At 71.6% G+C, this 18,842-nt stretch carries 20 protein-coding genes; 14 read left to right on the plus strand and 6 right to left on the minus strand.

Annotated elements, in window-relative coordinates; translation table 11 throughout:
- Nucleotides 1-19: 19 nt before the first annotated feature.
- From alaS to REH65_RS26615, 4 genes are read left to right on the plus strand one after another with little or no spacing between them, the layout of a single operon-like run.
- Nucleotides 20-2,692 (plus strand): alanine--tRNA ligase, encoded by a 2,673-nt coding sequence (gene alaS / locus REH65_RS26600; protein WP_406689586.1) that lies wholly within the window; start codon nucleotides 20-22, stop codon nucleotides 2,690-2,692.
- Complete coding sequence (ruvX, locus tag REH65_RS26605; RefSeq protein WP_406689587.1) at nucleotides 2,689-3,162, plus strand: Holliday junction resolvase RuvX; 474 nt, start codon at nucleotides 2,689-2,691, stop codon at nucleotides 3,160-3,162. The genes alaS and ruvX overlap by 4 nt, the downstream gene beginning before the upstream one ends.
- Nucleotides 3,159-4,361 carry an endolytic transglycosylase MltG gene (mltG, locus tag REH65_RS26610; protein WP_406689588.1) on the plus strand — a complete coding sequence of 401 codons (1,203 nt, stop codon included), beginning with the start codon at nucleotides 3,159-3,161 and terminating at the stop codon, nucleotides 4,359-4,361. The genes ruvX and mltG overlap by 4 nt, the downstream gene beginning before the upstream one ends.
- Nucleotides 4,348-5,193 (plus strand): shikimate dehydrogenase, encoded by an 846-nt coding sequence (locus REH65_RS26615; protein ID WP_406689589.1) that lies wholly within the window; start codon nucleotides 4,348-4,350, stop codon nucleotides 5,191-5,193. The genes mltG and REH65_RS26615 overlap by 14 nt, the downstream gene beginning before the upstream one ends.
- Before the next feature lie 146 nt (nucleotides 5,194-5,339).
- On the opposite strand, the gene REH65_RS26620 is transcribed toward REH65_RS26615, so the two are convergent.
- From REH65_RS26620 to REH65_RS26630, 3 genes are all read right to left on the minus strand, one after another.
- Nucleotides 5,340-5,603: an HPr family phosphocarrier protein gene (locus REH65_RS26620; protein ID WP_281453806.1), complete on the minus strand. Its 264-nt coding sequence runs from the start codon at nucleotides 5,601-5,603 to the stop codon at nucleotides 5,340-5,342.
- 40 nt (nucleotides 5,604-5,643) lie between these two features.
- Nucleotides 5,644-6,897 (minus strand): PTS transporter subunit EIIC, encoded by a 1,254-nt coding sequence (locus REH65_RS26625; protein ID WP_406689590.1) that lies wholly within the window; start codon nucleotides 6,895-6,897, stop codon nucleotides 5,644-5,646.
- A gap of 108 nt (nucleotides 6,898-7,005) precedes the next feature.
- Nucleotides 7,006-7,764 (minus strand): GntR family transcriptional regulator, encoded by a 759-nt coding sequence (locus REH65_RS26630; RefSeq protein WP_406689591.1) that lies wholly within the window; start codon nucleotides 7,762-7,764, stop codon nucleotides 7,006-7,008.
- A 104-nt stretch (nucleotides 7,765-7,868) separates the two neighbouring features.
- Here REH65_RS26630 and REH65_RS26635 point away from each other — a divergent pair, with 104 nt between their 5' ends.
- The 8 genes from REH65_RS26635 (at nucleotide 7,869) to REH65_RS26670 (ending at nucleotide 14,215) form a co-directional block, all read left to right on the plus strand.
- Nucleotides 7,869-8,231: a glucose PTS transporter subunit EIIB gene (locus REH65_RS26635; RefSeq protein ID WP_281453803.1), complete on the plus strand. Its 363-nt coding sequence runs from the start codon at nucleotides 7,869-7,871 to the stop codon at nucleotides 8,229-8,231.
- On the plus strand, nucleotides 8,228-8,683 hold the full coding sequence (locus tag REH65_RS26640; RefSeq protein WP_406689592.1) for a PTS glucose transporter subunit IIA: 456 nt from the start codon (nucleotides 8,228-8,230) through the stop codon (nucleotides 8,681-8,683). Before REH65_RS26635 ends, REH65_RS26640 begins: the two co-directional genes overlap by 4 nt.
- A 523-nt stretch (nucleotides 8,684-9,206) precedes the next feature.
- Nucleotides 9,207-9,431: a hypothetical protein gene (locus REH65_RS26645; RefSeq protein WP_406689593.1), complete on the plus strand. Its 225-nt coding sequence runs from the start codon at nucleotides 9,207-9,209 to the stop codon at nucleotides 9,429-9,431.
- A 48-nt stretch (nucleotides 9,432-9,479) separates the two neighbouring features.
- Nucleotides 9,480-10,685, plus strand: a complete 1,206-nt coding sequence (gene aroC, locus REH65_RS26650) for a chorismate synthase (RefSeq protein ID WP_281453800.1) — start codon at nucleotides 9,480-9,482, stop codon at nucleotides 10,683-10,685.
- Nucleotides 10,685-11,200: a shikimate kinase gene (locus tag REH65_RS26655; RefSeq protein WP_406689594.1), complete on the plus strand. Its 516-nt coding sequence runs from the start codon at nucleotides 10,685-10,687 to the stop codon at nucleotides 11,198-11,200. Before aroC ends, REH65_RS26655 begins: the two co-directional genes overlap by 1 nt.
- 32 nt (nucleotides 11,201-11,232) lie before the next feature.
- Complete coding sequence (gene aroB, locus REH65_RS26660) at nucleotides 11,233-12,345, plus strand: 3-dehydroquinate synthase (protein ID WP_281453798.1); 1,113 nt, start codon at nucleotides 11,233-11,235, stop codon at nucleotides 12,343-12,345.
- Nucleotides 12,342-12,776, plus strand: coding sequence for a type II 3-dehydroquinate dehydratase (gene aroQ / locus REH65_RS26665; protein ID WP_281453797.1), 435 nt, complete (start codon nucleotides 12,342-12,344; stop codon nucleotides 12,774-12,776). Before aroB ends, aroQ begins: the two co-directional genes overlap by 4 nt.
- Nucleotides 12,776-14,215, plus strand: coding sequence for a beta-xylosidase (locus REH65_RS26670; RefSeq protein WP_406689595.1), 1,440 nt, complete (start codon nucleotides 12,776-12,778; stop codon nucleotides 14,213-14,215). Before aroQ ends, REH65_RS26670 begins: the two co-directional genes overlap by 1 nt.
- Before the next feature lie 123 nt (nucleotides 14,216-14,338).
- Here REH65_RS26670 and REH65_RS26675 read toward each other — a convergent pair whose 3' ends face one another.
- A complete protein-coding gene (locus tag REH65_RS26675; RefSeq protein ID WP_406689596.1) occupies nucleotides 14,339-15,055 on the minus strand; it encodes a DUF4232 domain-containing protein in 717 nt (238 codons plus the stop codon).
- Nucleotides 15,056-15,154: 99 nt separating this feature from the next.
- Nucleotides 15,155-16,096 carry a GlxA family transcriptional regulator gene (locus REH65_RS26680; protein ID WP_406689597.1) on the minus strand — a complete coding sequence of 314 codons (942 nt, stop codon included), beginning with the start codon at nucleotides 16,094-16,096 and terminating at the stop codon, nucleotides 15,155-15,157.
- A 71-nt stretch (nucleotides 16,097-16,167) separates the two neighbouring features.
- Here REH65_RS26680 and REH65_RS26685 point away from each other — a divergent pair, with 71 nt between their 5' ends.
- Together REH65_RS26685 and REH65_RS26690 are read left to right on the plus strand one after the other, a co-directional pair.
- Nucleotides 16,168-17,475, plus strand: a complete 1,308-nt coding sequence (locus REH65_RS26685) for an MFS transporter (protein WP_406689598.1) — start codon at nucleotides 16,168-16,170, stop codon at nucleotides 17,473-17,475.
- Between the two features lie 47 nt (nucleotides 17,476-17,522).
- On the plus strand, nucleotides 17,523-18,218 hold the full coding sequence (locus tag REH65_RS26690; RefSeq protein WP_406689599.1) for a spermidine synthase: 696 nt from the start codon (nucleotides 17,523-17,525) through the stop codon (nucleotides 18,216-18,218).
- Here REH65_RS26690 and REH65_RS26695 read toward each other — a convergent pair.
- Nucleotides 18,162-18,680 (minus strand): methylated-DNA--[protein]-cysteine S-methyltransferase, encoded by a 519-nt coding sequence (locus tag REH65_RS26695; protein WP_406689600.1) that lies wholly within the window; start codon nucleotides 18,678-18,680, stop codon nucleotides 18,162-18,164. The two genes, REH65_RS26690 and REH65_RS26695, sit on opposite strands and share 57 nt — an antisense overlap.
- Nucleotides 18,681-18,842: the final 162 nt, after the last annotated feature.

The raw sequence follows: 18,842 nt of genomic DNA on the forward strand, positions 1-18,842 counted from the left end.
ACCTTCCCAAGGACTCCCAGTGCAGACCCACGAGATCAACCACCGGTTCACCGAGCACTTCAAGGGCCGCGGCCACACGGTCGTGCCCAGCGCGTCGCTGATCCTCGACGACCCGACGCTGCTGTTCGTCAACGCGGGCATGGTCCAGTTCAAGCCCTACTTCCTGGGCGAGGCACCGGCCCCGTACCCGCGGGCGACGAGCATCCAGAAGTGCGTGCGCACCGGTGACATCGACGAGGTCGGCAAGACCACCCGGCACAACACGTTCTTCCAGATGGCCGGCAACTTCTCCTTCGGCGATTACTTCAAAGAGGGCGCCATGCAGAACGCGTGGGAGCTGCTGACCAAGTCGGAGGCGGACGGCGGCTACGGCATCGACCCGGAGCGGCTGTGGGTGACGGTCTTCGAGAAGGACGACGAGGCCGCCGGTCTGTGGCAGAAGGTCTGCGGGATCCCGGCCGAGCGCATCCAGACCCGCGACGCCAAGGACAACTACTGGGACATGGGCGTGCCCGGTCCCGGCGGTCCCTGCTCGGAGATCTACTACGACCGCGGTCCCGAGTACGGCGCGGAGGGCGGTCCGGTCGTCGACGAGGACCGCTACATCGAGATCTGGAACCTGGTGTTCATGCAGGACATCAGGGGTGAGCTGCCGCCGAAGGACGGTCACCCGCCGATCGGCGAGCTGCCCACCAAGAACATCGACACCGGCATGGGCGTCGAGCGCGTGGCCTGCCTGCTGCAGGGCGTGGAGAACGTCTACGAGACCGACCTGGTCCGGCCGGTGATCGCGAAGGCCGAGGAGCTCTCCGGCCGCCGCTACGGCGCCACCCACGAGGACGACGTGCGGTTCCGCGTCATCGCCGACCACGCCCGCTCCGGCGTGATGCTCATCGGCGACGGCGTCACCCCCGGCAACGAGGCCCGCGGCTACGTGCTGCGCCGCCTGCTGCGCCGCATCGTGCGCTCGACCCGCCTGCTGGGCGTGCAGGAGCCGGTGCTGGGCGAGTTCGCGAAGGTCGTGCGCGACGCGATGTCGCCGAGCTACCCCGAGCTGGTCACCGAGTTCGACCGCATCGACTCGGTGATGCGCAACGAGGAGGACGCCTTCCTGTCGACGCTGACCGCCGGTTCGAAGATCTTCGACCTGGCCGTCACCGACCTGAAGAAGTCCGGCGGCAAGACCCTGGCCGGGGACAAGGCGTTCCAGCTGCACGACACCTACGGCTTCCCGATCGACCTGACCTTGGAGATGGCCTCCGAGCAGGGCCTGTCGGTCGACGAGCAGGGCTTCCGGGACCTGATGGCCGAGCAGCGCAGCCGCGCGAAGGCCGACGCCAAGGCCCGCAAGACCGGCCACGGCGACCTGTCGACCTACCGGACGCTGCTCGACCAGCACGGCACCACCGAGTTCATCGGCTACACCGACCTGCAGGCGCACAGCCGCGTGCTGGGCCTGCTCGTCGACGGACAGCCCGCGCCCCGCGCCTCGGCCGGGACCGAGGTCGAGCTGGTGCTCGACCGCACCCCGTTCTACGCCGAGGGCGGTGGCCAGATCGCCGACACCGGCAAGCTGGTCGGCCCGGGCGTGGCCGTCGAGGTCCACGACGTGCAGCGCAGCGTGCCGGGCCTGTTCGTGCACCGCGCGAAGGTCCTGGAGGGCGAGCTGGGCGTGGACACCACGCTGGAGGCCGCCGTCGACGCGAACCGCCGCCAGGCCATCGAGCGCTCCCACTCCGCGACGCACCTGGTGCACGCCGCGGTGCGCAGCGCCTACGGCAAGCGCGCCGCGCAGGCCGGTTCGCTGAACTCGCCGGGCCGGATGCGCTTCGACTTCACCGTCCCGTCGGCGGTGTCGCCGGACGTGCTGGCCGGGGTCGAGGAGGAGGTCAACGACTACCTGCAGACCGACGTCGAGGTCAACGCCTACACGACCAGCATGGACCGGGCGATGGAGCTCGGGGCGATGGCGCTGTTCGGCGAAAAGTACGGCGATCAGGTACGGGTGGTCGACATGGGCGACTACTCCCGCGAGCTCTGCGGTGGCACGCACGTGCCGCGCATCGGTCGGCTCGGCGTGGTCAAGCTGGTCTCGGACTCCTCGGTGGGGTCGGGCGTGCACCGCGTCGAGGCGCTGGTCGGCATGGACGCGATGCGCCACATCAGCAAGGAGCACCTGCTGGTCAACCAGCTCGCCGAGCAGTTCAAGGTGCCCGCCGACGAGCTGCCCGAGCGCATCCAGGGCGTAGTGTCGCGACTGCGCAACGCCGAGAAGGAGCTGGCGCAGCTGCGCATCTCGCAGGTGCTCAACTCGGCGGGCGAGCTCGCCGACAAGGGCGTCGACGTGCACGGCGTGACGCTGGTGGCCGAGCAGGTCCCGGACGGCGTGGACGGCAACGCGCTGCGCGCGCTGGCCGGGGAGATCCGCGGCCGCCTGGGTTCGCGCCCGTCGGTGGTGGCGCTGTTCTCCGCCGACGAGGGCAAGGTGAGCTTCGTGGTCGGCGTCAACGACGCGGCCCGCGACCAGGGGATCGCGGCGGGCAAGCTGGTGCCCAGCTTCGCCGCGGAGGTCGGCGGACGCGGCGGCGGCAAGCCGGACATGGCTCAGGGCGGCGGCTCGAACCCGGCGGGGATCACCGCGGCGATCGGTGCCCTGCGCACCGGCGTCGACCAGGTGGTGGCTGGCGGGTGAACGAGCACCGGCAGGCGGATCCCGGCCCGGGACGTCGGCTCGGTGTCGACGTCGGCGCGGTCCGGGTGGGTGTCGCGTTGAGCGATCCCGCACCGATGCTGGCGACCCCGTTGGAGACGTTGCGGAGGGACGAGGAGGGCGGCAGCGATCTCGCGAAGATCGCCGAACTCGTCTCCGAGCACGACGTGGTGGAGGTCGTGATCGGCCTGCCCAAGACGTTGGCAGGCCACCACGGTTCCGCCGCGGAGATCGCGCAGGCCTACGGGGCGGCGCTGGTCGAGAAGGTCGCGCCGGTGCCGGTGCGATTTCACGACGAGCGGTTGACCACCGTGACGGCCAGCCGGAAGCTGTCGAAACGCGGCGTGCGGGGGAAGAAGCAGCGCGCCGTCGTGGACCAGGCGGCTGCGGTGGAGATCTTGCAGGCATATCTGGACGGCCGGGGGACCAAGACACGAGAGGAACTCCCGTGACCGACGATCTCGGACTGTTCGCGGACGAGCCCGGGGAACACCGGCGGCGGCGACACGATCCCGACCGCTTCCGCCGCCGCAAGCGGCGCCGGTGGGTGACCGCCCTGGCCGGGCTGTTCGTCCTGCTGCTGGTCGGCGGTGGTGTCGGCTACGGAGCCATGCAGATCATGCAGATCGGCTCCTACGAGGACTACGACGGCGAGGGCACCGGCAGCGTCGTCATCGAGGTCGCCTCCGGCGACACCGTCGGCGACATCGGCAAGACCCTGTCCGAGAAGGACGTGGTGGCCAGCACCAAGGCCTTCACCGCGGCGTCGGCCGAGAACAAGCGGATCAACTCGATCCAGCCCGGCTACTACCTGATGCGCAACAAGATGTCGGGGCAGGCGGCGGTCAGCCACATCCTGTCCGACGACGCCAAGGTGGGCCGGGTCGACATCCGCGGCGGCATGCGGCTGGAGGACCAGGCCGCGCCCAACGGCGGCAACACGCCGGGCATCCTGACCAGGCTCGCCGAGGCGACGTGCACGAACAAGAACGAGAAGTGCACGACGTCCGAGGAGATGCACCGGGCCGCCGAGACCGCGGACCTGGCGTCGCTGGGCGTGCCGGAGTGGGCCGTGGCGGACGCGTCGAAGGCTGAGCCGCGGCGTCGCCTGGAAGGCCTGATCATGCCGGGCATCTACGACGTCAAGCCGGGCGAGTCCGCGGAGAACGTGCTGCGCGACGTGGTCACCAAGTCGGCGGCGCAGCTGGAGGTCGCGGGCCTGCCGAAGCTGGCGGAGAGCACCGGGCACTCGCCGTACGAGGTCATGATCATCGCGTCGCTGACGCAGAGCGAGGGCCTGGCCAAGGACTTCCCGCGGGTCGCCCGGGTCATCGAGAACCGGCTCGGCCAGCCCGCGATGAAGCTGGGCCTGGACTCGACGATCAACTACCCGCTGGACAAGCCGACGCTGCTGACCAACAGCGCCGACCGGCAGCGCCCCGGCCCGTACAACACCTACCTGAACTACGGGCTGCCGCCGACGCCGATCTCGGCGTTCAGCAAGGAGGCGCTGCAGGCGGCGGAGCGCCCGGCACCGGGCGAGTGGCGCTACTTCGTGAAGTGCTACCCGGACGGCACGTCGTGCTTCGCCGAGAACCAGGAGCAGCACGACGCCTACATCAAGGAAGCGCAGGCTCGTGGCGCGTTCTGATCAGCGGCGGGCAGCCGTGCTCGGCCGACCGGTCGAGCACTCGCTGTCCCCGGTCCTGCACGGCGCCGCCTACGACGCGCTGGGTCTGCCCTGGACCTACGAGCGCGTCGAGGCGGACGCCGAGCGGCTCGTGACCTTCGTCGGCGAGCTGGGCCCGGAGTGGGTCGGGTTGTCGGTGACGATGCCGGGCAAGCGCGCGGCTCTGCGCGTCGCCGACGAGGTCGCCGCGCGGGCCGAGGCGGTGGGCGCGGCGAACACGCTGGTGCACCGCGCCGACGGCGGCTGGTTCGCCGACTGCACCGATGTGGACGGCGTCGTCGGGGCGCTGCGCGTCGCGGGCGGGTTCGCCGACGGGCGCGCCGGGCTGATCCTCGGCGCGGGCGGAACGGCGGTGGCGACGCTGGCGGCGTTCGCCGACCTCGGGCTGTCGGAGGCGACCTTGGCGGTGCGCGAGCCCGCGCGGGCGGCCGAGGCGCTGGAGGCGGCGGAGCGGATCGGCCTGCGGGTCCGGGTCGAGCGGCTCGACTCGATCAACCTCGCCGACGCCGCGACCGCCCACGACGTGGTCGTCTCGACGCTCCCGGCGGGAGCGGTGGATCCGCACGCGGCGGACCTGGCGAAGGCGCCGTGCGTGCTGGACGTCGTCTACCACCCCTGGCCGACGCCGCTGGCCGAAGCCGTCCGCGTCACCGGCGGCCGCCTGGCCACCGGCCTGGACATGCTGCTGCACCAGGCGTTCGGTCAGGTCGAGCACTTCACCGGCGAACCCGCTCCCCGCACGGCGATGCGCGACGCCCTGGCGGAGGCGACCGGGCACTCCCTCCCCCTGTAGCGGACGGTTTTGGCCGGAATCGCCCGGGATTTCGCCCCTGATCTCCCGGGCGATCCCGGCCAGAACCGTCCCCGCGCAACGTCGCCGCACGGCAACGGCGGCGCCTCCCGGGGGGGGAAGCGCCGCCGTCGTCGCAGTGCGAGGTGTCAGTCCATGTCGGTCGCCACGAGCTTGGCGACCTCGTCGAGGGCGGCTTCCGCGCCCTCGCCCTCGGCGGCGAGGATGACCTCGTCGCCGTGGGAGGCGCCCAGGGTCATCAGCCCGAGGATGCTGCCCGCCTCGACGGGCGCGCTGCCCTCCTTGCGGATGGTGATCGCCACCGGCTGAGCAGCGGCGGTCTTGGCCAGCAGAGCAGCGGGACGAGCGTGGATCCCGACCTTGCTCGCCACGGTGACCCGTCGTTCAGACATGTCTCTCCTCCATCGGGGGCGGGAACCGACCCGCGCCGCCTCACTTCTTCTCCGGGGCCGGCGCGTCCCCACCGGCATTATCCGCATCGACCGAGGCGCTGTCGTCCTCCTCGCGACCCGGGGTGCGCAGGTTCCACTTGGTGATCACGAACCGGAACACCACGTAGTAGATGACCGCGTAGGCCAGGCCGATCGGGACCAGCCAGATCGAGCCCTTCGAGATGCCGAAGTTGAGCACGTAGTCGATGGCACCGGCCGAGAAACCGAAGCCGGAGTGGATGTCCAGCGCGTTGACCAGCGCCATCGAGGTCCCGGTGAGCACCGCGTGGATCAGCAGCAGCGGCCACGCGACGAAGATGAACGAGAACTCCAGCGGCTCGGTGACACCGGTCAGGAACGAGGTCAGCGCGACCGAGAGCATCACGCCGCCGACGACCTTGCGCTGCTCCGGCTTGGCCGAGTGCCAGATCGCCAGGGCCGCGGCGGGCAGGGCGAACATGAAGATCGGGAAGAAGCCGGTCATGAAGGTGCCGGCCGTCGGGTCGTGCTCGAAGAACCGGTTGATGTCGCCCTTGACGCCGTTGTAGTCGCCGAAGAGGAACCACACCACGTTGTTCGGGATGTGGTGCAGGCCGAACGGCAGCAGCAGCCGGTTAATCAGGCCGTAGAGACCACCGCCGATGACCGCCTGCTGGGTGACCGCGTCGGAGAAGGCGGTCAGCAGCGCGTCGAACAGCGGGAACAGCAGGCCCATGACCACGCCGACGACCAGCATCGACACCGCGGTCACGATCGGCACGAACCGCCTGCCGCCGAAGAAGCCCAGGTAGTCCGGCAGCTTGATGCGGTGGTAGCGCTGCCACAGCCAGGCCGCGACGAGACCGGCGACGATGCCGCCGAGCACGCCGTAAGGGCTCTTGTTGAACGAGGTGCCGTCCTCGGTGCCGGCGATCTCGGTGAGCACGCCGTGCAGCACCAGGTAGCCGACCGCGCCGGACAGCGCCGTCGACCCGTCGGCCTTCTTGGCGAACCCGATCGCCACACCGATCGCGAACAGCAGCGGGAGGTAGTCGAACAGGGCGCCACCGGCGGCGCCGATGACGCCGGCGACCGGCTGCAGCCAGGTCAGCGACGCGCCCAGGCCCTCGGTGCCGAGCAGGTCGTCCTGGCCGAGCCGCTGCAGCAGCGCGGCGGCCGGCAGCACCGCGATCGGCAGCATGAGGCTGCGGCCGATGCGCTGGAGTTGCGCGAGCCCTCTGTTGCTCCGCTTCGCCTTGGCGGCGCTGGAACTCATCGGTTACCTCCTGCTTGGTTCACCGGGCTGGGGTTGGTCAACCTGGGGTTCGGAAGATCATGGCAAAACGAGTTGCGCGGTGGTGCCCATTCGTCTGGTTCTCGCCTGCTACTCGCCCGGATCGCGGTCGAGCTGCATGGTCACCTGATATCGATCGCCTCGGTACCAGGAGGTCATGTCCTCCACCGGGCGTCCGCGCGCGGTGGAGATCCGCCGGAACACCAGCACCGACCCGCCGGGGCGGAGCCCCAGCAGCCGGGCGGTCTCGGCGTCGGCGTCGTCGGCGAGCACGGTTTGCGTGCCCGACTCCAGCCGCAGCCCGTAGCGCCGGGCCAGCAGCGTGTAGAGCGAATCGGTGAGGTCCTGGTCGAGCAGGTCGGGCACGGCCTGCGGGTGGTACCAGCCGCGCTCGACCGCCATCGGCATCCCGTCGGCCTTGCGCAGCCGGAACAGCCAGTGCGCCGGTTCGTCCGGGCCGAGACCGAGGGCTCGCGCGGTGGCGGGTGGCGGGACGGCTTCGGCGGCGTCGAGCAGCACGGTCTCCGGGTGCATGCCGCGGCGGCGCATGTCCTCGGTGAACGAGGCCAGGTGCACCTGCCAGTCGATGCGCGGGCGCGCCGTGAAGGTGCCCTTGCCGCGCACCCGCACCAGCAGGCCCTCGGTGACCAGCTGGCCGATGGCTTCGCGCACGGTCAGCCGGGACACGCCGTAGCGCACCGCCAGGTCGCGCTCCGAAGGGAGCGCGGCGCCGTGCGGGAGCTCGTCACCGGCCAGCTCGCGCAGGATCTCCCGGAGTTGCGCGTGCTTGGGCATCGGTCCGTCGGGCAGAGCGGGGGTGCGCTGGAGAGAACTCGGTTCTTCCCCCATGCCGCCTCCTGCCGTGTCACCCTGACGTGAACTCGCCGCCGGTTCGGATGAGAACCGGGACCGTTCGTTGGTACTGTCCGGTCTAAACCAGTTGGTTGCGAAGAATGCGCCGTCATGCGATCAGGTGTCAACACGGCTCGGTTTTCGTTGCCGCATCGACATCACGTGGCGCAAGATCGTCGCGTCGCGGTGGTCGAACCGCGGCGGCGGAAGCACGAAGGGAGCACGTGGTGGCTCAGGACAAGGCCCAGGCGATCCTCTCCGCGCTGGGCGGCGGGGACAACATCGTCGAGATCGAGCCGTGCATCACGCGGCTGCGCTGCGAGGTCGAGGACGGCTCGAAGGTCGACGAGGCGGGCCTCAAGGCCGCCGGCGCGCACGGCGTGATGCTGCAGGGCGAGGTCGTGCAGGTCGTGGTCGGACCGGAGGCGGACACGCTGGCCGGCGACATCGAGGACCTGATGTGAGCACCGAGGTCGGCAGCCCGGTCGCGGGTCTCACCACGGCGCTCAGCGACGTCCCGGACCCGGTGTTCTCGCAGGCGATGGTGGGGCCGGGCCTGGCGGTCAAGCCCTCCGGCGGCGAGGGCGACGCGGTCGCCCCGGTCGCGGGCAAGGTCGTGACGCTGCACCCGCACGCGTTCGTGGTCGCGGCGGACGACGGCGGTGCGGTGCTGGTGCACCTGGGCATCGACACGGTCAAGCTCAAGGGCGAGGGCTTCACGCTGCACGTCGCCAAGGGCGACGCGGTCGAGGCCGGGCAGAAGATCATCACCTGGAACCCGACGGAGATCGAGTCGCAGGGCTACGCCTCGATCTGCCCCGTCGTGGCACTGGAGGCCCCGGCGGAGTCCCTCGCGGACCTCCGCGAGGACACCCAGGTCCTCGCCGGGGATCACCTCTTCACCCTCGGAGCGTGAGACCGAGGACAGTTTTAGCCATAATCACCCATGATCAATGTCCGTTTTGCCCGGACAGTTATGGCTAAAACTGTCCCGCTGCCCGGAAGGGCTCCCAACACGCCCCCTCCACCCGGCAGATCCCGCGCCCGAGGTGGGGGTTGGGGCAGCGTGCTCGGGGTGAGTGCGTTGTTCTTGGGCGTGGCGGGGGTTCTCGCCGGTCGGGGCGGCCGTAGGTGGCTCGGGAGGCTTCCGCGCGGAGCGCTGGTGAGGGCGGGCTGGTGCGAGGCCGCGGTCGCGTGCGCGTGGGTGGTGACCGCGCTCCGCGAGCCGCCGTGGTGGTGGATACCGCTGTCGCTGCTCGTGGGCTGGGGCGGAGTTCTGCTCGGGGCCTGTGACCTGCGGGTCCACCGGCTTCCCGATGTGCTGACGCTCCCGGCCTATCCCGTCGTCGCCGTGCTGCTGGGCCTGGCCGCCGCGCACCGGCCGGGTGTCGTGCTCGGTTCGGTGGCCGGGCTCGGGCTGTTCGGCGGGGACGTATTGGGTGATCCGGCTCGTGGCGCCGACGTCGATGGGGGCCGGCGATGTCAAGCTCGCAGGAGTCCTCGGGATGGTCGTCGGTTCCGTATCGGTCCAGTCCGTCCTCGCGGTGATGGTCGCGGCGGCGGTGCTGACGCTGGTCGGGGTGCTGTCGCGGCGAACTCGGGCCGTCGCGCACGGTCCGGCGCTGCTGCTGCCGTCCTGGCTGGTGACGCTGGGCTGGCCCTGACCCACCCGGCCGGGTTCCCCCAGGGCAGAGCGTGGCAGGATCTAAGTCGTGTTGCGCTGGATGACCGCTGGAGAATCGCACGGCCCCGCCCTCGTCGCGGTGCTGGAAGGCATGGTGGCCGGGGTCGAGGTGACCTCGACCGAGATCGCGACCCAGCTGGAGCGCCGCAAGCTCGGCTTCGGCCGCAGCCCGCGGATGAACTTCGAGTCCGACGAGCTGGAGATCATCGGCGGTGTCCGCCACGGTCGCACCCAGGGCGGCCCGATCGCGGTGCGCATCGGCAACACCGAGTGGCCCAAGTGGGAACAGGTCATGGCCGCCGACCCGGTCGACGAGGACGTGCTGGCCGGGCTGGCCCGCAACGAGCCGCTGACCCGCCCGCGCCCCGGCCACGCCGACATCGCCGGCATGCAGAAGTACGGCTTCGACGAGGCCCGCCCGGTCCTGGAGCGCGCCAGCGCCCGCGAGACCGCCGCGCGCGTGGCCGTCGGCACCGTCGCCCGCCAGTTCCTGCGGCAGCTGCTCGGCGTCGAGATCGTTAGCCACGTGGTCAGCCTCGGCGGCGTGGACGCCACCGGCGAGACGCTGCCCGGCCCGGACGACCTGGGCGCCATCGACGAGAACCCGGTCCGCGCCTTCGGCGACGACGCCACCGAGCGGATGATGGCCGAGGTCGACGCGGCCAAGAAGGACGGCGACACCCTCGGCGGCGTCGTCGAGGTCATCGCCTACAACCTGCCCCCGGGCATCGGCTCGCACGTGCACTGGGACCGCAAGCTCGACGCCCGCCTGGCGGGCGCGCTGATGAGCATCCAGGCGGTCAAGGGCGTGGAGATCGGCGAGGGCTTCGCCAACGCCCACCGCCGGGGCAGCGCCGCGCACGACGAGATCTACCCCGACCAGGGCGTCAACTGGGTCCGCCGCGCCAGCAACCGCGCCGGTGGTCTCGAAGGCGGCATCACCAACGGCGAGCCGCTGATCGTGCGCGCCGCCAAGAAGCCCATCTCCAGCCTGCCGCGCGCGCTGGCCACGGTCGACATGGAGACCGGCGAGCCCGCGCAGGCCATGCACCAGCGCTCCGACATCACCGCCGTGCCGCGCGCCGCGGTGGTCGCCGAGACGATGGTGGCGCTGGTCCTGGCCGAGGCCGCGCTGGAGAAGTTCGGCGGCGACTCGCTGCCGGAGACCCGCCGCAACGTCGAGGGCTACCTGGCCTCGCTGCGGGAGCGCGCGGAGAAGCGGCAGGTGCGGTGATGGCGCCGCGCGCGATCGTGATCGGCCCGCCCGGCGCGGGCAAGACCACCATCGGCCGGATGCTGGCAGAGCGCCTCGGTGTCGGGTTCCGCGACACCGACGCCGACGTCGTGTCGAGCACCGGCCGGGAGATCTCCGACATCTTCGCCAACGACGGCGAACCCGCCTTCCGCGCCCTGGAGGAGCAGGCCGTCGACGCCGCGCTGAGCGAGCACGACGGCGTTCTGGCGGTCGGTGGGGGAGCGGTGCTCTCCGAGCTGACCCGCAAGCGGCTGGCCGGGCACCCGGTGGTGTTCCTGTCGGTCGGGCTGGCCGAAGGCGCCCGCCGCGTGGGGCTCTCCAGCGCGCGCCCGCTGCTGGCCGGGGTCAACCCGCGCGCCACCTTCAAGGCGCTGCTCGACGAGCGGCTGCCGATCTACCGCTCGGTCGCGGCCGTGGAGGTCGCCACCGACGAACTGGGGCCCGCGGCCGTCGTCGACAAGGTCATCGACGACCTCGCGGCACTCGCCGACTGAAACACCCTCCCCGATTTGCCGAAGGGACGACGATGACCTCCGAGCCGGTTCGGATCAGCGTGAACGGCCAGCAGCCCTACGACGTGGTCGTGGGGCGGGGGCTGCTCGGTGAGCTGGTGGAATTCCTCGCCGACGCGTCGAGCGTCGCGCTGGTGCACCAGCCCACGATCACCGCCACCATCGAGGCGGTCCGCGAGGAGCTGACCGAGGCCGGCATCGACGCGCACCGGGTCGAGATCCCCGACGCCGAGGACGGCAAGAGCCTCCAGGTCGCCGGGTTCTGCTGGGAGGTCCTCGGCAAGATCGGCATGGACCGCGACGGCGTCGTGGTGTCCTTCGGCGGCGGCGCGGTCACCGACCTCGGCGGGTTCGTCGCCGGGACCTGGATGCGCGGGGTGAAGGCCGTGCACGTGCCGACCACGCTGCTGGGCATGGTCGACGCGGCCGTGGGCGGCAAGGCCGGCATCAACACCGACGCGGGCAAGAACCTGGTGGGCCTGTTCCACGAGCCGAGCCTGGTGCTGTGCGACCTGGCGACGCTGGAAGGCCTGCCGCGCAACGAACTCCTGGCCGGGATGGCCGAGGTCGTCAAGGCCGGTTTCATCGCCGACCCCGAGATCCTGCGGCTGGTCGAGGAGGACGCGGACGCGGCCACCGACCCGACCGGGGACGTGCTGGCCGAGCTGGTGCGCCGCTCCATCCAGGTCAAGGCCGACGTGGTCTCCTCGGACCTCAAGGAGTCGCACCTGCGCGAGGTCCTCAACTACGGCCACACGCTGGCTCACGCCATCGAGCGCCGCGAGCGCTACCGCTGGCGCCACGGCGCGGCGGTGAGCGTCGGCCTGGTCTTCGCCGCCGAGCTCGCCCGGCTGGCGGGACGCCTCGACGACGAGACCGCCGACCGGCACAAGCGCATCCTCGACCTGCTCGGCCTGCCCACCACCTACGACCCGGACGCGCTGGGTTCGCTGATGGAGGGCATGAAGGCCGACAAGAAGAACCGCTCGGGCGTGCTGCGTTTCGTGGTGCTCGACGGTCTGGCCAAGCCGGAGCGGCTGGAGGGCCCGGACCCGTCGCTGATCGCCGCCGCGTACTCGGCGATCACCGGCGGCGAGAGCAAGTCGAGCACGGAGGTTCTGCTGTGAAGGTCCTCGTCCTCAACGGCCCGAACCTGGGTCGGCTCGGCAAGCGCGAGCCCTCGGTCTACGGCAGCACGACCTACGCCGACCTGGTGTCGCTGTGCGAGCAGGCCGGTCGCGACCTCGGCGTCGAGGTCGAGGTGCGGCAGACCGACCACGAGGGCGAGATGGTCGGCTGGCTGCACGAGGCCGCCGACGCCTCCTGGCCGGTGGTGCTCAACGCGGGCGCGTGGACGCACTACTCGGTCGCCGTCCGCGACGCCGCGTCGCAGCTGACCGCCGATCTGATCGAGCTGCACATCTCCAACGTGCACAAGCGGGAACCGTTCCGGCACACCAGCTACCTGTCCGACATCGCGACCGCGGTGATGGCCGGGCTGGGCGTGGCCGGGTACCCGCTGGCGATCCGCTGGCTGGCGGAGAAGCCGGGGGAGTAGTGCGCGGTCGCCTGCCGTTAGCCCTGGTCGCGATCGGGCTGCTGGCGGGCTGCACGCACGTCGACGGCAGCCCGGTGGTGCCGGTCGCCGAGCAGCGGAAGCCGGTTCCGATGCCGGTGGAGCTGAGAACCGGTGCGGTGCGGTCGAGTCCGGGCGTGGTGGCGGCCGGTGGGCTGCCCGCGCCGTACAACTACGGGCCGTCGGTGCTGGCCGAGGGCGGCGGGTACCGCGCGTGGTGGTGCAGTCAGCTGCCGGGCGTCGGGCCTGCGGGCGATGACGTCCTGCACGCTTCGGCGGCCTCGCCAGACGGTCCGTTCGGGCCCGCGGCGCCGGTGTTCTCCGGTGAGCCGGGCCGTTTCGACGGGATGCACACCTGCGATCCGTCGGTGCTGCGCGTCGACGGCCGCTACTACCTGTACTACACGGGTGCGGCCGGGGATCACGCCCACGGCAACGCGATCGGCGTGGCGACCAGCCCCGACGGCACGGCGTGGACGCGCGGTGCGGCGCCGATCGTGACGGCGGCGGGCGAGGTCGCGCGCTCGAACGTCTACGGCGCCGGGCAGCCCTCGGCGCTGTTCCTGGACGGGTGGTTCTACCTGCTGTTCACCGACACCACGGCTCGCGGTGCGGGCTGGAACGGTGCCGGGCAGTTCGTGCTGCGGTCGCGAGACCCGTTGTTCGGCAAGGGAGTTGAAGCCCTCACCGAGCGCGGGTTCCAGCCCGCCGGTTCCGGGCGGACGCGGTCGGTGGTCGACGCGTTCAGCGCGGACTGGGCGTACTCGCCGACGCTGGACGCCTTCGCCATCGCGCACCAGACGGAGGCGGGCACGCAGATCACGTTCTGGGACACGGGTTTCACCCGGCACCCGTACCAGCCGGTGACGATTCCCGGTCCGTGGCAGGAGGGCCCGGGCCTGGTCCGCGACGGGAACGGGCACCTGCGTCCGTCCACATCGGACCCGTGCGGATCCGTCCCGCTGGACGTGCTGCGCGCCACCGCCCTGGCCCCGGCGCCCACCGACATCCGCCACTTCGGTCTCGACATCACCAGCGCCGGTGCCTGCGCCGACCCGGTCCGCGCGGCCGCGGCCCTCGACGGCTTCGCGGTCCCGTCCCCGGTCCGCACGGTCGACCTCGTCCACGACGGCTCCAGGGTCCGATTCGAACGCCGCTCCGCTGCCGAAACGCTCGCCACCCGGGTCCTGGACGACCGCCCGGAACCCCTGGACCCCCTCCCGATGAGGGCTGAAATCCCCGCCGGTGCCCCGGCTTTCCGCTCCCCGAGCGGCGAGATCGCCCTGCTCGACACCCGAGGTCGCCTCTGGAAGGTCACCTCGGCCACCGCGGCGGCCAACGCCTCCCAGATCACCAACGCCACCCCGGCCGAATGGGCGGCCCGCCCGGTCGCAGGGGACCTCCGCCCCACCTCACGTTGACGACGTTCGTCACCAGGAGACGGTTTTTCCTCGAATCACCCATGATCAACATCCGTTTTGCCCGGACAGTTCTCACCAAAACCGTCCCCTGGTGACGCTGCGTCGCACGGGAGACGAGGGACCTCAGGAGGGGGAGCCCTCTTGGAGGGTTCGGACCGTGAGGAAGTTGCCGACGGCCTCGGTGTTGGAGCACGCGGTGAGGGGGAGGGGGACGAAGACCGAGTCGTACTCCTGGGGCGGGTACACGCGGAATCCCCGGGCCTCCTGAGGTCGGCAGGTGGCCTCGTCGTAGTTCTCCGGGCGCGGGGCCGCCAGCGGGGCCCAGGCCTGGGCCCCGGGGTCGAGGGTGATGGCCGGGCCCTTGTCGCCGGAGCGGCCCGCGGGCTTGCCGATCTGGTGGCCGTCATCGCCGCCGACGTAGGAAACGCCCGGGAACCCCTGGATCTCGCAGGTGCGGTTGCCCGTGTTGGTGAACCGCAGCGCCTGGTGCACGGTCCCGGCGGCCGAGTCGACGTACTGCACCGTCACGGCCAGGTCCGCGACCTTGCACAACTGCGACGATGGCTCCTCGTCCGGCGCGCTCCCGTCCGGGGAGGTGGTCGCCTCGCCCGACCCCTGCTCGCCGGACCCCGTCCCGCCGGACCCTGTCCCGCCGGACTCCGCCTCGTCCGACCCGGTCCCCTCCGCCGGCGCCGGTTCGGTCCGCGCCGGCGTCGGCTCCGGCGCGGCGTCGTTGATCACGGTGCCGGACGCCCCCGCGGACCCGTCCTCGTCGCAGGCGCTCAGGCCTGCGACCAGTAGCGCCGCGGTCGCCGCCACGATGATCCTCGTCCGAGTCATGGCTCTCGCCCCTCTCAGTCGAACCTCCAGCGGGTCGATCTCTCAACTGAGAGGACGCACATCCGCTCCCGAGGTTGCCCCACTCGTGAGCGGCGGCAACTAGTCCTGGTGGAAGGTCCGCCGGTAGGCGGCCGGTCCGATGCCCAGCTTGGCCCGCAGGTGCTTGCGCAGCGACGTCGCCGTGCTCAGCCCGGACCGCACCGCGACCTCCTCGATCGGCAGGTCGGTGCGCTCCAGCAGGTGCCGTGCGTGCTCGATGCGCTGCCCGAGCAGCCAGTCCAGCGGTGAGGTCCCGGCTTCCTCCCGGAACCGCCGGGTGAAGGTCCGCACGCTCATCCCCGCGTGCGCCGCGATGTCCTCCAGCGTCAGCGGCTCGGCGAGCCGGTGCAGCATCCACTCCCGGGCCGGGGCGGTCCCGTGGACGCCGGGGGAGGGCAGCGGTCGTTCGATGAACTGCGACTGCCCGCCGTCGCGCCAGGGCGGGACGACGTTGCGCCGCGCCGCGCGGTTGGCGACCTCGCTGCCGTGGTCGGAGCGGATCACGTGCAGGCACAGGTCGATCCCGGCGGCCACGCCCGCGGAGGTCAGCACGTCGCCGTCGTCCACGAACAGCACGTCCGGACGCAGGTCGACCTGCGGGAACATCTCGCGGAACCGCTCGGCGTGCGCCCAGTGCGTGGTGGCCGGGCGCCCGTCGAGCAGACCCGCGGCGGCGAGCACGAAGGCTCCGGTGCAGATCGACATGATCCGCGTGCCCCGGGGCAACCCGCGCAGGTAGTCGGTGATCTTGGGGTCCTCGGTGAAGTCGTCGGTGTCGACGCCGGGCACGATCACCGTGTCGGGCTCGCGCAGCGCGTCCGTCCCGCACTCGGGCAGCACGGCGAAACCCCTGGTGGTGGGCAGCGGGCCGCCGTCGATGCTGCACACCCGCACGTCGTAGAGCTCGCCCTCCGGTCCGGTGGTGCCCGCGAAGATCTGCGGCGGGATGGCCAGGTCGAACCCGACGACGGTCTGCACGCCCAGCACTGCGATCCGATGCATGGCCGAATCTTCCCACATGTTGTCCCTCCGGCCACTGGTTCGCGGATCACGGCGCGATCAGGCTGAACGGCATGGTTCGAGTGCTGTGGAGTCGAGTGCTGGGGGCGCACCCCGCCTGGAGGATCGCCGCTGTCGCGTTCGTGGCGCTGATGGGGGCCGCCGCGTTCCGGTCCGCACCCGGCGTCCTGATGGATCCGCTGCACCGGGAGTTCGGGTGGTCGCACGGGCTGGTCTCGGTGGCGGTATCGCTGAACCTGCTGCTGTTCGGCTTGACCGCCCCGTTCGCGGCGGCGCTGATGGCGCGCTTCGGGATCCGCCGGGTCACCGTCTCCGCGCTGCTGCTGGTGGGAGTCGGTAGCGGGCTGACGGTGTTCATGACCGAGCCGTGGCAGCTGATCCTGTGCTGGGGGCTGCTCGTCGGGCTCGGTACCGGATCGATGGCGCTGGCGTTCGTGTCCACGGTGGTCGACCGCTGGTTCGTGGCGCGGCGAGGGCTGGTCAGCGGGGTGCTCACCGCGGCCAGCGCGACCGGGCAGCTGGTGTTCCTGCCGGTGGAGGCGATGCTGGTGGCCGACTGGGGCTGGCGGGCCGCCTCGCTGACCATCACCGCCGCCGCGCTGCTGGTCGCGCTCCTCGTGCGGCTCGTCATGCGCGAACGCCCGCGCGACGCGGGCGTGTCCGCCTACGGCGCCACCGGTGACGAGCCGGAACCCGCGCGGGAGCGGGGAAATCCCGCGATGGTGGCCATCAGGACCCTGCTCGCGGCCGCGCGCAACCCGGTCTTCTGGTTGCTGGCGGGCGGTTTCGCGATCTGCGGGGCCAGCACCAACGGACTGGTCAACACGCACTTCGTGCCCGCTGCGCACGACCACGGGATGCCCACCACCACGGCCGCCGGACTGCTCGCGGTCATCGGGGTCTTCGACGTGCTGGGAACGGTGGCGTCGGGCTATCTCACCGACAAGATCAACCCGCGGGTCCTGCTCGCCGTCTACTACACGCTGCGCGGGGTGTCGCTGTTCGTGCTGCCGCAGCTGTTCGCGCCGGAACCGGGCGTGGAGATGGTGCTGTTCGTCGTCTTCTACGGCCTGGACTGGGTCGCGACGGTGCCGCCCACGATGGCGCTGTGCCGCGAGCACTTCGGGGAGAAGGCCTCGGTGGTGTTCGGCTGGGTGTTCGCCTCGCACCAGGTGGGGGCGGCGGCCGTCGCCGGCGGGGCCGGACTGATCCGGGACCTGTTCGGCGACTACGCGCTCGCCTGGTACGGATCGGGTGCGCTCTGCCTGCTGGCGACGGCCTTCTCCGCATCGATCCGGCGAGGCGCGCGCGGGCGGCCCGACCCGGACCCGGACGCGACTCCGGCTCGGGCGGGTTCCTGAGGCACGCACCGGCGTGCGGGGGAACGGCCCCGGTAGTCTCGGAAACCATGTCTGAGCTTCTCGCCCGTGCCGTCGGCGAGCGCGGTGAGCTCGTGCTGATGCGCCGCGACGACGCGCTGGAGCTGCGGGTCAACGGCGTCTTCGTGATGGACACCGCGCACACCGAGACCGAACGCCTGCTGGCCGCCACCACCCTGGGTCGCCTCGACCGCGGTGACGGCCTGCGGGTGCTCATCGGTGGCCTCGGGCTCGGCTTCACCCTCCGCGAGGTGCTGACCGACGCGCGGGTCACCGAGGCGCACGTGGTCGAGATCGAACCCGACCTGCTCGACTGGCACCGCGCGGGACTGGTCCCCGACACCGCGGCGGCGCTGGCCGACGAGCGGGTGCGGGTCACCGTCGGCGACGTCGCCGAGGTCCTCGACGCCGAACCCGACGGCTGCTGCGACGTGCTGCTGCTCGACGTCGACAACGGCCCGGACTTCCTCGTCTACCAGGAGAACTCGGCCCTCTACGACTCGCCGTTCCTGCGCCGCTGCCGGGACAAGCTCGCCGCGGGCGGGACGCTGGCGGTGTGGTCGGCCGACACCTCGCCGGACCTGCTCGCCGCGATGCGCGAGGTCTTCGGCGACGCCGAGGAGCGGGCGATCCCGGTGACCCTGGGGCAGCGCGAGACGACCTACCACCTATTCGTCGCGCACCAGGTCCAGCTCCAGCAGGCTGGGTTCCAGGATTCCCTCTAGCACCAGCAGCTTCCGCTTGGCCTCCAACCCGGGGCCGAACCCGCCGAGCCCGCCGCCGGAGGCCAGCACCCGGTGGCACGGCACGATCAGCGGCACCGGGTTGGAACCCATGATCGTGCCGACGGCTCGCGAGGCCTCGGGCCTGCCGGACAGCTCCGCGAGGCCCTTGTAGCTGACGGTCTCGCCGAAGGGGACCAGCTCCAGCAGCGTGCGGAGCACGTGCGCGCGCAGCCCGTCCAGGCCGGTCCAGTCGATCGGGATCCGGAACTCCTTGCGCCGCCCGGTGAAGTACTCGCCGAGCTGCCCGGTCGCCTCGGCCGCGAGCCCGCCGGGCTCGGCTCCCGGGAACTCGGCCAGCGCGACGTCGGGACCGGCGAAGGCCACGTGACGCACGCCGGTGCCGGAGGCCACGGCGGTGATCTCCCCGACCGGCCCCGACACGGTGCTCCACGTCAGCTCCACGGCCCCACCATAGCGGCCGCCACCGACATCCCGGCGAACGCGCAAAGATCCGCTCACCTGCGAATTTCCGCGCCCCCGAGTTGCACGGGCCGGGTTCGGGGCGCAAGGTCCTGGCGGCTTTCAGCAAACGGCCGCTCGACGCGGGTCGCACCGCTGCCCTGG

Origin of the sequence: Saccharopolyspora sp. ID03-671 (assembly GCF_045278815.1) — a bacterium.
GTDB lineage: Bacteria > Actinomycetota > Actinomycetes > Mycobacteriales > Pseudonocardiaceae > Saccharopolyspora > Saccharopolyspora ipomoeae.